We start from the raw sequence: 13563 nt of genomic DNA, 5'->3' as shown, positions 1-13563 counted from the left end.
TGAAGCTATTGATAATGATTTTTAAACAGTAATAATATAAAAATATTAAGTACCTTTTACTAAAATTTGGTGTTTATTAAAAAAAATATTTATAGTTAATCCTACGCCGATCATCATTGTTAAGTAATTTGATCCTCCATATGAAAGTATTGGAAGTGGAACTCCTACAACTGGTAAAAGTCCTGATATCATTCCTATATTAATTAAAACGTGAAAGAAAATAAGTGATGCAAAGCCAAGGACGTATATTCTATAAAATTGAGAATAGCATTGTAAAGCTAATAAATATAAAGTTAGTATAAGTAATATATACACACATAGTAATGTTAAGCATACAATAAATCCACCTTCTTCTGCAATTGATCCAAATATAAAGTCTGTATGATTTTCAGGTAAAAAATCTAGTTGATTTTGTGATCCTTTTAAAAAACCTTTTCCAAAAGTTCCACCAGATCCAATACTTATAATTGATTGTATTATGTTATATCCTGCACCTAAAGTATCGGTTTGAGGATTTAAAAAAGTTAATATTCTAGTCTTTTGATAATTATGTAAAAATCTCCAAATAACAGGTAAACTTATGATAGAAGAGATAAATAAATAAACAAATAATCTAATTTTAACACCTGAGATGAAAAAAATAGTTGTAGCAGTTAAAATAATAATAATTGATGTGCCTAAATTAGGTTGTTTTAATATTATTATTGATGGTAATAATACTAGAGCTATTGGAAATATAAGATACCTATTTTTTTTTATATCATTTACATGACAATTATGAAAAAATTTAGCTAATGCTAAAATAATGCCAATTTTCATGAATTCAGAGGGTTGTATGTTAATGAAGCCCAAATTTATCCATCTTTTAGCACCCATAGCTTTATATCCCATAAAATTAGTAATAAGTAATGTTAAGAGTATAAAAAAATATATATAATAGGAGTTAGTAAATATAAAATTTATGTTAATAATTGAAAAAATAAAAATTATTAAAAATGAAATAGATGTAATAATAATTTGCTTTGTTACTAAGCTATCTAATACTCCTCCAGCAATTGATAGCATAGCTAAAAGGTTTGTAAATATTAATATGATAACTAAAATAATAAAAAATTTTATTAAGAATAAATTTTTTTTAATTAAATATTTTGAATTCATCATTCATCATTATCATCTTGAGATATTTTTTTTGCCTGATCATCGGCGATTAATGCATCAATAAATTGATCTATATTGCTTTCTTGTATAGCCTCTTGTAAATTATAGGTAGTTAAATTAATTCTATGGTCAGTTATTCGATTTTGAGGAAAATTATAAGTTCTAATTCTTTCAGATCTATCACCACTACCTACTTGTACTTTTCTTAAATCTGAAATTTCTTTATTCTGTTTTTCTCTTTCAATATCATATAATTTAGATTTTAAAATTTTTAAAGCTTTAGCTTTATTTTGATGTTGTGACTTCTCTGATTGTACTACTACTAAACCTGTTGGTATATGTGTAATTCTTATTGCACTATCTGTAGTATTAACGTGTTGTCCTCCAGCTCCACTTGATCTATATGAATCTATTCTTAAATCTTTATCATTAATTTTTAAATCAATGTCTTCAGCTTCTGGTAATACTGCGACGGTGGCAGCGGAAGTGTGTATTCTTCCACTTGATTCAGTAGTAGGCACTCTTTGTACTCTATGAACTCCAGATTCAAATTTTAGTCTTTTATATACTCCTTTTCCTGATATAGATGCCATTGCTTCTTTACATCCTTCTAGTACAATTCCTGATACTGATAAAATTTCAAACTTCCAATTTCTATTCTCAGCGTATTTTTGATACATTCTAAATAATGTGCTTGCAAATAAAGCTGCTTCATCACCTCCTGTTCCAGCTCTAATTTCAATAATTGCACCTTTTTCATCTGCAATATCTTTTGGGATTAGCATTATTTTAAGTGTTTCTTTTAAAGATTCTAAATTTAATTTTGATTCTTTTTTTTGTTCTAACGCTAAATCTTTTAGTTCTTTTTCTTCACTGGTTTTTAATAGTTCTTCAGCTTCATTTAATAGTTCTAAATTTTCTAAATATTTTGTAGCATGCTTATTTATTTCAGATAAATCTGAATGTTCTTTAGCTATTTTAGCAAAGTCTTGAGAAGATATCTTTGAAGGATCTGATAATTTGTCGTTTAAACTATTATATTTTTTAATAATGTTCTTTAGCCTATCTTCAAATGCCATAATAAAAATGTGTTTTATGAAAATTAGCTTTGAACTTAACAGTTTAAACTGAATCTATCAAGCTTTCATGAAGATAAAGATTTTAATAATGTTAATATATTTTTTCTTACCTCTGCAGTTTGTATTTTTTTATAATGCTCAACTAAATTTTCAATTTCTTTTGATTTTATATTGATTCCAAATGAATTTTTATTTACATCAGATGCATAATTAATTTTTACTTCTGGAGTAACATAATCATCAATTCCTTCAAAGAAATATTTTACGTCAATTCCTAAAAATTTAGCAAAATCATAAAGTTTACTTGCACTAATTCTATTTGTGGCTTTTTCATATTTTTGTACTTGTTGGAAGGTTAGGTTAACCGAACCTGCAAGATCATCTTGACTAATACCTTTTTCTATTCTTTTTTGTTTTAATCTTTTACCTACATGTAAATCAACATGATGTATTTTATTATTAGAATTGACCATAAGTTTATAACCCTCCCACTTAGTTCAATTTTTATCCATTAAAAATTAAAGCGCATTTTACACGCATCTTACAAACACTAAAAATATATAAATTTTAGACTACTCAACTTGATATATATCTATAATAGTGATAAGCTTTTCTAAAAACAACATTTGTTAATGTATAGTATATATTTTTTTTTTAATCAAGTTAAATTTATATTAAAATAAATGGTAAGTAGGTTTCCAATATCAAAAGAGGGTTTAGATAAGCTTAATTTAGAACTTAAGAATTTAAAGAATGTTGAAAGAGTTAATGTTATTAATTCTATAGCTGAAGCTAGAGAACATGGTGATTTATCTGAGAATGCTGAATATCATGCTGCTAGAGAAAAACAAGGCTTTATTGAAGCAAAAATTTCTGAATTAGAGGATAAAATTTCAAGAGCAGAAATAATAGATGTTTCTAAATTACAAGGTGATGAAATAAAATATGGTGCATCAATAAGATTATTAGATGAAGAAAAAGATGAAGAAATAGTGTATAGAATTGTAAGCGATTACGAAGCAGATGCTTCTAAAGGGTTAATATCAATTTCTTCTCCACTTGCTAAGGCATTGTTGGGGAAAAAAATTGAAGAATGTTTTGAATTTAAAACTCCTAAAGGAACAAAGTATTATCAAATTTTATCAATTAACTATATTTAGCATTTGTAGCTCAGTTGGATAGAGCGTTACCTTCCGAGGGTATAGGTCGTGGGTTCGAATCCCTCCAAATGCACCAATAAATAAAAATATTCTCTATGCAGATAACTTTATTTATTTGCAATTTTATTGAAATTGTATTTTACTTACTTAGGTATAAATTATCTTGGGAAATGGCATGAGCAATAATATTACAAAGTATCAAAAAAATACAATAGGGCTTCTTTCTATTGGTACTTTTTTTGAATATTTTGACTTTATGCTATATGTTCACATGTCTACTTTATTAAATGACTTATTTTTTCCACAAACAGATCCTATTGTTGCTAAATTATTAGGTGTTTTTGCACTATCTGTTACATTTTTTTTTAGGCCTTTAGGTGGGGTTTTAATTGGTAAGATAGGTGATGTTATAGGTAAAAAACATACTATAATTATTACAACTTTTATAATGGGGTTGTCTTGCTTTATTATGGCTAATCTTAAAACTTATGTGGAAATTGGTATTTTAGCTAGTTTTGGTGTTATATTATGTAGAATTTTGCAAAGTTTTTCATCTTTGGGTGAGATTGTTGGTGCGCAATTATATGTTTCTGAGATTTTTAAAAGACCTCACAAATTTATATATAGTGGAGTAATTGAAATTTGTGCAAGTATTGGTAGTTTAGTTGCCTTGATTATAGCATTATTTTCTACATATTTTGCATTAAATTGGAGATTAGCTTTTTGGTTTGGAGTTATAATTGCATTTGTGGGGTTGATCGCAAGGACTAAATTAAGAGAAACGCCAGAATTTATTGATTATAAAAAAAGAATAAGAAATAGAGATAAATTAAATAATCAACAAGTCAAAAGCAAAGATTTTTCTTTTTTACAAAAAGAAAAAATAGATAAAAAATTAGCATTATCGTATTTTGTATTTTCTTCAGTCATTCCTTTAAGCTTTTATATTGCATACATATATATGGGAGATATTATGAAGATAAAACTAGGAATGAGCTTTGATTCAATAGTACTGCAAAATTTAAAAGTTACTGTAATTTCAATTTTTATCACAGTTATGTTTATAAAATTTGTTAAAAAGGTTCATCCTATAAAATTGACTAGTTATGCAGTTATAGTTTTTATGACATTCTTGCCATTTATTCCATATTTGTTAAGTAATAACTTAAATATTTATATATTAACTATTATACAATTATTAATACTCCTCCCATCTATGCCAATGTTTGGTTTAGAAGTAAGTTGCTTTAACTATATTCCTATACATAAAAGATTTTCATGTTTTGCGTTGCTATTTGGTTTATCTGGTGCATTATCATTTACAATTGTTAGTTTTTTTTTGGTATATATGGAGAATTATATTGGATTTTATGCTCTTTGGTTGGTTTATTTTATAATATTATTATCACTAAACATGAGTAAAAATTATCTTAAGAAATTAGAAATCACTAGAGGAGCATATTATCAATATCCAAATGAAAAATTGCCATATATAGATACAGCTTTAGAGGAAGGAGATTTTGAATATAATGATTTAGGAATAGAATATGAAGATTTTAAAAATGAATGTAAATATTCGCAGTATCTATTAGAAAAAATTAAATTAATAATTCAAAGGGAAAATAGGGATGTTAATTTGAAATTAATACAAAAATCTATGGTTTTTGCTAAAAAGTGGCATGGAAATGCTATGAGAAAAAGTGGAGAACACCCATTTTATTCACATCCATTTAAAGTAGCAGAAATGGTAGCGGAAAGATATTTAAAGACAGATGTGATAGTCGCCGCAATACTTCATGATGTAATTGAAGATTCTAAGTGTGATTTACATCTTATTGAAATGAAATTTAATTTTAGAATTGCTCAAATAGTTGATAGATTGACAAATAAAAGATTTAAAAATGGCCAATATATTAAATTAACTTTTGAAGATACAATAAAAAAGTTGCAGTTAGTTGAAGATAATGAAGCGTTATTAATCAAAAAGATGGATAGAATGCATAATCTGGAGACAATAAAAGGTTTAAGTCCGATTATGCAAAAAAAGATGGCGGAGTAAACAAATAATTATTTTATAAAATTTATAGCGATTATTGGGGATAAGCTTGGTATATCTGGGAAAATTTATTTAGAAAATAAAATGTTTCAATATTGCAAAGATATATTGTTAAAAAAGAAATAAAAGTAATAAAAACAAATTTTGTACTTTAGCTTTTATAGTGCTTTACATGTTAATTTAGTATTAATGAATTATTTTTTAGTTATATAATCTAAGGTATCATATGTTATTGAAGATTAACTTATTGATCTTTGTGTTTGTCACAAATATATAAATTTTTTTGATCTAATTGTTTTTTATAGTTTAACATTTTTTTTGGATAATCTGTTAGTATAGCATATGCTCCTAGTTTTATCGATTCGCAATAATCACTAATATTGTTAATTCCAAATAACACTATTTTAACATCTTTTGATAGTTTTTTAGTGCAATTAATAACATTTGTGTTCCATAATTTTATATTAATCTTATTTACTCCTTCTCCTAGGAGAAATTTTTCTTTGATAATCATATCCCTTCTTAATTCTAATCCTATCCATGGATCATTTAATTGTATATTACATGTATTGTTTAAAATGACATTCAAGTTTCTTTTTCTAGTATAATCTCTTGCTTCAAACTTTTTAGCATGTTTGTATCTTTGATTTAGGTATTTGTAATGATCAATATTTGTAGAGTAAAAAATAACTCTATCCCAGCTTTCAGTTTTAGATAAAATTTTTGCTATAGCATCTATTAACTGTTTTGTATTTAGTGATTTTAAATCAATTATGAATTGTATATCTTTAAATTTAATTAGAACTTCTTCTAAAGAAGGTATATATAATTCTTGTTTTAAATACTGAAGAGATTTAATTTTAGAATTTTTAATTATATCAAAATTTTGATCTACAATTTCACCATTTTTATCAGTGTTATGATTTAAATTTTTTGAATGATAAACTATTGGAATTTCATCTTTTGTAATTTGCACATCAATTTCCATTATATTTATTTTAAGATTTTTTAATTCTGTGAAAGCAAATATTGTGTTTTCTGGTAATTCTGATTTTCCTCCTCTATGAGGTATTATTAATGGCAAATCAGCTTTTAATTTTAAAGAAGATAAATTAGTTATTAATAATACTAATATAAAAAATTTATAAAGCATTTTAATAATAAATGAATATTAATTATTGTGATAAATTTTTTTCTTGAAACAGTAATTTAACACCTTGATGATAAGGTATTTGATTTTGATTATCAGCAATTTTTTTTAAGGGAGAGATATTAAATGCTGGATGAATTTTACTTAAGGTATTTAAGTTATCAATTATAAGATTTGCTAAATTGTATGCAGATAATTTTTCAACATTATTTGAAGAAATAAGCAATGTAGGGCTTCCAAGAGTATTTATTTCAATAGGGTTTCCAAGATAAAATTCTCCAGGGATTATTTCTTTATTTATAAAATAATTTGAAGATGATATATTTTTAATTAATTCATCATCTATGGAGATAAGTCTGATTTCACAGAAATTAGTGATATTACTAACTCGTGTGTCAGGTATTCCACCATATATAAATGATACGTCCACTTTATTAGAGCATAAAGCGTGAATTTTATCAGAGAATTTCAAGTATTCAATTCCAGAAAAATCATTGTCTGTCCATTTTTTTTGTTTTAAAATTTTTTGTAAAAAAGTATAAGATGCAGAATTTTTACTGCCAACATCTATTATTTTACCTTTAATATCATCAATACTTGTTATTTTTGAGTATTTATTCACCATGAAGTTTAATACTTCATCTCCTAGCGATAAAATAAATCTATAATTTTTACTAAATTTATTATTTTCATCACTTTGATTTTGAATTTTATCAAAAATCATACTGGCTGGAACAATTGCAAAATCCACTTCTCCCTTTTCTAGTTTATTCATATTTTCTGTGCTGCCGCTTGTTTGCTTTGTTACACAATCGAAACCTGTTACATGTTGATTATAATTTACTAGGCTACAAATAACCTTGCCAACGCTATTATTTGCATAATTAGTTGCAATGGTGATTGTTTTTGGGTTGTAAAATTCCTCTTTTTTTATTTTAGTATCTGTAGATATTTTTATTTTATTACTAGGCTTCTTACTATTGTTAATAGTGTTATCTATGTCTGCATTGTTAATAATTTCTTTATTTTGTATTTTTGGTTTTTCAAAGGGATTTTGAGGTTTTTCAATTGCAAATAGTATTTGCATGTTAAAGGATAGAGCAAATAAAACTGCTAGTAGTAGTCTATTTATAAACATGAGATAAAATTGATTTTATTTGAAAATATTGCATGATTTTAAATGTTAAATCAACTATAATATTTTTTTGTAAAAATTTTAATTATCTGCTTACTAATATCTTTAGCTTTTTTATTTCCATCAATAACAAATATTCTATGGGGATTCTTATTTGCTATTTCTAGATAAGATGCTTTAATTTTTTGATAAAATTCTTGATTTTTATTGTCGTAAATATTGTTTTCAGCTCTTTTTATATTTTTTCTTTTAAGTATTTCATCAACAGATATGTCAATTAAGAAAGTTAAGTCAGGCTCAAATTTGTTAATTGTTAATTTTTTTATTATATTTAAGGTGGTAGTGTTTAAATTTTTATAATAACCTTGATAACATACTGATGAGTCATAAAATCTATCTGAAATTACATAATAACCTTCTTTTAGCTTAGTTTTAATTAAATTATCAACGTGGTCTTTTCTAGCAGCTGAAATTAATAAATATTCTATAAGTGGGTCAGATATTTCATTGCGTAACAAAAGTAATTCTCTGATTTTTTCAGCTAAAATTGTCCCTCCAGGTTCCCTTGTAACACAAACTTTCTTATTATTGATTTCTAAATATTCTTGTAATAATTTTATTTGAGTTGATTTTCCTGAAAAATCACATCCCTCAAAAGTTATAAAATTCATAGGTATTTAAAAAACATATATTTTTTAGATATTTATAAAATATATCTTGTACTCAAAGAATCAAGTAGTTACTATAAATTTAAGTGTTTTTTTAAAGTGATATGCCAGGATCGTTAACTACTGACCACCTATTTGTAGGTTTAACAAGACCTCCACTTTTATTTGGTGTAAGTTATAATTTTTTTATTGTAAATGCGCTTGTGTGTATGTTGATGTATATTATGACAACTAAGTTTTTATACTTAGTTATTGCGTTCCCAATTCACGGCATAGGTTATTATATTTGTTCTAAAGAACCTTTGTTTATTGAATTGTTTAAAGTGAGAGCTGAAAAATGTTCTAGGTGTAAAAATAAATTTTTTCATGGAGCAAATTCATATGATCCATTTTAATATTTTTAATAAAAGGGATGTAAAATAATGAAATTTTTTTCAGCTAAACCAGAGAAAAATGCTCTTATTAATAGAGAATATTTATTTAGTGGTTTTATACCATATTTATACCATTTAGATAAAAATACCATTTATACGAAGAAGAACCAGTTAATTCAAGTAATAAGGTTAGGTGGCTTTTCTTTTGAAACAGCTGATGATGAAGATGTTGATATAAAGAAGAATGTTAGAAATTTCCTTTTTAAAGGTATGGCTGATCCAAGTATTAGTCTGTATTTCCATATTGTTAGAAAAAAACAAGATGTTTATGAGGGTTCTCAAGGAAGTATAGATATGCCAGATGGTTTTGCTAGCTTTTTAGATGATAAATGGGTACAAAAGCATAAAAATCATAAAGGTTTCTTAAATGAACTATACATAACTATTTGTTATAAGGTTAAAAAGAATATTAGTGTATCATTCATTAATGATTTTTTAGAAAAATTTTCAAAAAATTCAAACAAAAAGACTGAAGATGAATCAATGGTTGAAGGTTTTGAACAATTACAAGAAGCTACTAATAGAATAGTTAATTCTTTAAGGCAGTATAGTCCAGAGGTTCTTGGAATAATAGAGAGAAATAATCAAAAATATTCTGAATTAATAGAGTTCTTTAACAGTATTGTGAATTGTGGAGGTAATTCAAATGCTCTAATAGGATTTGGTAAGCTTGATAATTTAGTAAATAATCAAAGATTTTATTTTGGTAAAAAAGCTATAGAGATAAAAGGAATTGATGGTAGATCTAAATATGCAGGTATGGTTAGTTTAAAGGAATATAGCCAGAAGACATGGGCAGGCATGATGGACGGATTTTTGCAAATGCCATTTGAGTTTGTTATCACCCAATCTTTCCAGTTTATTAATAGGCAAATAGCTATTGCAAAAATGCAGCTTCAACAAAATAGGATGATTCAAGCGGGTGATAAAGCAATTTCTCAGATTGCAGGAATTTCTGAAGCATTAGATATGGCAATGGGTGGTGAAATTGCATTTGGGACACATCATTTGTCAATTATGTGTATTGCTGATAATTTAAAAGAACTTGAAAATGCACTTTCTATGGCATCAGTTGAACTTACTAATACAGGTGGTATTGGGGTTAGAGAAAGAGTAAATATGGAACCTTCTTTTTGGGCTCAATTACCTTGTAATAATGATTATATAGTTAGATCATCTACTATTAATACTTTAAATTTAGCGGCATTTAATTCTTTCCATAATTATCCTACAGGTAAAAAATTTGATAATCATTGGGGTGATGCTGTAACAGTTATGGATACTACTTCAGGAACTCCATATTATTTTAATTTTCATTTAAGGGATGTTGGCCATACTACAATTATAGGACCAACAGGTGCTGGTAAAACTGTTTTGATGAATTTTTTATGTGCGCAATCTCAAAAATATCAATGTAGATTATTCTTTTTTGATAAAGATAGAGGGGCAGAAATATTTTTAAGAGCACTTGGTGGTGAATATACTGTAATTGATCCTAGTAAAAAATGTAATTTCAATCCATTGAAATTAGATGATAGAGGAGAAAATAAAACGTTTTTACTTGATTGGTTAAAGCAGTTAGTATCAGTTAATGGTGAGACTATCACTGCTCAAGATATTGATTTATTAACACGTGCTATTGAAGGTAATTTTAAATTAGATAAGAAAGATAGAAAGTTATCTAATATTGCTGCATTTTTAGGTATGTCAGGGCCAGGAACTCTTGCTGGTAGACTTGCTATGTGGCACTCAGGAGGATCTCATTCAAGTATTTTTGATAATGATGATGATGTGATTAACTTTGGTAAATCCAGTGTTTTTGGCTTTGAAATGGCTGAATTATTAAAAGATAAGGCAAGTTTAGGTCCAGTTTTAACTTATATATTTCATAGAATTAATTTATCTCTTGATGGAACACCAAGTATGATTGTACTAGATGAGGCTTGGGCTTTAATAGATAATCCTATATTCGCTCCTAAAATTAAAGATTGGCTTAAAGTTTTGAGGAAGCTAAATACTTTTGTTGTATTTGCAACTCAAAGCGTGGAAGATGCTAGTAAAAGCCAGATAAGTGATACATTGATTCAACAAACTGCAACACAGATTTTTTTACCAAATTTAAAAGCTACTGATGTGTATAAAACTTCTTTTATGCTAAGTGAGAGAGAGTATCAGTTAATCAAGACAACAGATCCAGGTACTAGGTACTTTTTAATAAAGCAAGGTAATGATGCTGTGGTTGCAAAAGTAGATTTAGGTGGTGTGAGTGATGTAATTGACATATTGTCTGGTAGAGCTGATACTGTTGTTGTACTAGATGAGGTAAGAAAAAAATATGGCAATGATCCAAATATTTGGATACCAAAATTTTCAGAAAAACTTAAAGAAATTAGGTCTAAAAAATGAAGTATGTAAAAATTATTTTATTATTATTTTTTATTACGTTTTACGTAGATGAAAAAGTATATAGCTTTGATACAATGATAGATTATGAAAATAAAACAAGAGATGGTAGTGCATGGTTTTCTCATATTGATAATTGTTTCAGCTCTGGTAAAGCTGTGTTTCAGTTATCAGTTGGAGATTTTAATAACGTTAGTATTCCGCATTATTTAAAAGCTAATAACACAATTAAACAGGGATCTAGAGCCGGTTGGTCAGAACTTGCTACAATTGGTAGAGCAATACTTTATATGGATATGCTTTTATCATTTTCACCAGCTAGTATATTTGCTTTAGTTGCAATTGGTGTTGAATATTTAGTTATGCTTGATATTTGTACTAATGCTTTTATAATTGCACCTCATGAATATGCAAATCTTGCTTTAGGATATGAGTGTGAACCAAAAGATAGTGATGGTAATGTAAAATTTGTGCAAGGTAAAAATCCTCTTCCACCACTTACTGCAGTGGATGTTCCCTTTTTCTATCATTGTGATCCTAAATATGAACCTGGTTTGAAGAGAAACTTAATAGAAACAGATGATGATTATAGAGAAAAATTGGATAATACATATGGGTATATGTTGGAAGCATCACCTTATTGCACAAATCAATATGGTCAATTAGTTATTCCTAATCCAACTAAGAAATTAACATTTAAAGATGTTCCTTCTAACATGCCAACGGATATAAAGGCTTTATCAGATGGTCATGTATTAGTTTATCATACAAGCACTTGGGAAAGAATATTTGGACAAAATGGTGATTGGACTGATGCTTTTGAGTTTCTTCTACATGGATTTGCAAGTCAACATGATTCTTGTACGTTTAAAAAAGACTTAGGAACTTTATTTGATATAACTGGTGAAAGTGATGCACAAGGGTTCTTTAGATTAATTGGATATTATAGATTTAATTCAACTATCGGTAAAGTGCAATTATGTGTTGGAGCTCCATATACTTTGTTTCCAGTAAGAGTAGGGTGCACTTATGTCCCTCCTCCAGTTAATTTAGTGGATGTGCCTAATCTAGCAGTGGGAGAAGGTACTAGATGTGAATATTTTAGTAATGGAAGAACTGATTTAAAAACTCTTGGTTTAGCTATGAACAGTGGCATTCTTGGAGAAGATACTGGTAATGGAAATAAGAAATCAGTATCAAATTTTTTAATGAGTGATATGCATATAACAAGTACAACAGTTGGCTGTATATTAGATTTACTAGAGAGGGTTTTTATAAATCCAGATCATAAAACAGGATTTTTTCCAGAAATACAGAAAAATTTGAAGAGAATAGTTCTTGCAGCAGTGACGTTATATTTATGTCTTACAGGGATTAAGATTATGAATTCAGGAGGTAATTTAAAAAGAAGTGATTACTTGATGTTTGCAATAAAATTAGCATTAGTTCTTTATTTTGCTTTAGGAAATGCTTGGTTCTCAGTTGATAAAAATGGTAAAAAAGTAGGGATTTATTATGGTATTACTGATGGGGCTCAACAAATAGCTAGTTACTTTATGGAATCTCAAAATATGGCAGATCCATTAGGACATTGTACATATGATTACAATAATAGGAATATATTAAGTCAAAGAAATATACCAATAACAGGTGATATGAAATCGACCGTTGGGGCAAATGGATATATTACAATGACGGTATGGGATTTAATTGATTGTAGGTTAATTAATTATTTAAATATGGGGACTTGCAATTATTCTTTTGCTGGACTTATTGCAATTTGGTCTATTACAGCACTAATTTTAGTTAGTGGCATAGGTTTTGTATTAATGATAGCAATGTTTGTTTATTCATATATGTTGCTAAAAATTCTGTTTAAATTTGTGCATATATTTATTCTTTCAATGTTCTCAATAACAATATTAGTTGCAGTTTCACCAATAATGATAACGTTTGCTTTATTTGATTTTACAAAAGGTATTTATGAAGCATGGTTTAAGATGTTGTTGGGATATGCAATTTATCCTGGTTTGCATTTTGCATTTTTAGCTTTAATGCTTGCCACATTTGATAATATATATTTTGGAGATTTAAAATTAGACTCCACTTCACAAAGTATATTTGAGCAATGTAAAAGCAAAGGATCTTCAGAAAGTCCAATTTGTGCCATAGCTAACAATGTTGAGATTGGTGCAGGAATGACGGGTAGTAATAGAAGCATTGATAATAGCATAAGAGATATGTGCGATATGAATATATGACATATTATTAAGGGGTTATATGAAACTCTAGATTTATGGATATTAGGTTCATATACTAT

Annotated in this window: 11 protein-coding genes and 1 tRNA gene; 6 read left to right on the top strand and 6 right to left on the bottom strand. The window is 27.1% G+C overall.

Annotated features, from left to right (window positions below; translation table 11 throughout):
- Positions 1-45 precede the first annotated feature (45 nt).
- The 3 genes from rodA to h2es_RS03830 all read right to left on the bottom strand — a co-directional run bounded on the left by rodA (position 46) and on the right by h2es_RS03830 (position 2710).
- Positions 46-1161 carry a rod shape-determining protein RodA gene (gene rodA, locus h2es_RS03840; RefSeq protein WP_154511575.1) on the bottom strand — a complete coding sequence of 372 codons (1116 nt, stop codon included), beginning with the start codon at positions 1159-1161 and terminating at the stop codon, positions 46-48.
- The gene (gene prfA / locus h2es_RS03835; RefSeq protein ID WP_126044280.1) at positions 1158-2237 is read right to left on the bottom strand and encodes a peptide chain release factor 1; all 1080 of its coding nucleotides are present in this window, start codon (positions 2235-2237) and stop codon (positions 1158-1160) included. The genes rodA and prfA overlap by 4 nt, the downstream gene beginning before the upstream one ends.
- 65 nt (positions 2238-2302) lie before the next feature.
- Positions 2303-2710 carry a helix-turn-helix domain-containing protein gene (locus h2es_RS03830; protein ID WP_126044279.1) on the bottom strand — a complete coding sequence of 136 codons (408 nt, stop codon included), beginning with the start codon at positions 2708-2710 and terminating at the stop codon, positions 2303-2305.
- A 210-nt stretch (positions 2711-2920) separates the two neighbouring features.
- On the opposite strand from h2es_RS03830, the gene greA reads away from it, so the two are divergent.
- The 3 genes from greA (at position 2921) to h2es_RS03815 (ending at position 5456) form a co-directional block, all read left to right on the top strand.
- Entirely contained in the window at positions 2921-3397 is a 477-nt protein-coding gene (gene greA, locus h2es_RS03825; protein ID WP_126044278.1) for a transcription elongation factor GreA, read from the top strand.
- A tRNA-Arg gene (locus tag h2es_RS03820) sits at positions 3397-3473 on the top strand. Before greA ends, h2es_RS03820 begins: the two co-directional genes overlap by 1 nt.
- Positions 3474-3572: 99 nt before the next feature.
- Positions 3573-5456, top strand: coding sequence for an MFS transporter (locus tag h2es_RS03815; RefSeq protein WP_154511573.1), 1884 nt, complete (start codon positions 3573-3575; stop codon positions 5454-5456).
- 241 nt (positions 5457-5697) lie between these two features.
- Here the strand turns inward: h2es_RS03815 and h2es_RS03810 are convergent, their stop codons facing one another.
- From h2es_RS03810 to tmk, 3 genes are all read right to left on the bottom strand, one after another.
- Entirely contained in the window at positions 5698-6606 is a 909-nt protein-coding gene (locus tag h2es_RS03810) for a glycerophosphodiester phosphodiesterase family protein (protein WP_154511571.1), read from the bottom strand.
- A gap of 22 nt (positions 6607-6628) precedes the next feature.
- A complete protein-coding gene (locus h2es_RS03805) occupies positions 6629-7690 on the bottom strand; it encodes a TAXI family TRAP transporter solute-binding subunit (RefSeq protein ID WP_195909971.1) in 1062 nt (353 codons plus the stop codon).
- Positions 7691-7791: 101 nt separating this feature from the next.
- Positions 7792-8409, bottom strand: coding sequence for a dTMP kinase (tmk, locus tag h2es_RS03800; RefSeq protein WP_154511567.1), 618 nt, complete (start codon positions 8407-8409; stop codon positions 7792-7794).
- 101 nt (positions 8410-8510) lie between these two features.
- Between tmk and h2es_RS03795 the strand changes: the two genes are divergently transcribed.
- The 3 genes from h2es_RS03795 to h2es_RS03785 are packed head-to-tail and all read left to right on the top strand — an operon-like array spanning position 8511 to position 13504.
- The gene (locus tag h2es_RS03795) at positions 8511-8801 is read left to right on the top strand and encodes a VirB3 family type IV secretion system protein (RefSeq protein WP_126044686.1); all 291 of its coding nucleotides are present in this window, start codon (positions 8511-8513) and stop codon (positions 8799-8801) included.
- 27 nt (positions 8802-8828) lie between these two features.
- A complete protein-coding gene (locus h2es_RS03790) occupies positions 8829-11246 on the top strand; it encodes a VirB4 family type IV secretion/conjugal transfer ATPase (RefSeq protein ID WP_154511565.1) in 2418 nt (805 codons plus the stop codon).
- Positions 11243-13504 carry a TrbL/VirB6 family protein gene (locus h2es_RS03785; RefSeq protein WP_154511563.1) on the top strand — a complete coding sequence of 754 codons (2262 nt, stop codon included), beginning with the start codon at positions 11243-11245 and terminating at the stop codon, positions 13502-13504. Before h2es_RS03790 ends, h2es_RS03785 begins: the two co-directional genes overlap by 4 nt.
- Positions 13505-13563: the final 59 nt, after the last annotated feature.

It is taken from the genome of Rickettsiales endosymbiont of Trichoplax sp. H2, from assembly GCF_009690945.1.
Lineage (GTDB): Bacteria > Pseudomonadota > Alphaproteobacteria > Rickettsiales > Midichloriaceae > Aquirickettsia > Aquirickettsia rohweri.
This window is presented reverse-complemented; position numbering and strand designations above follow the sequence as displayed.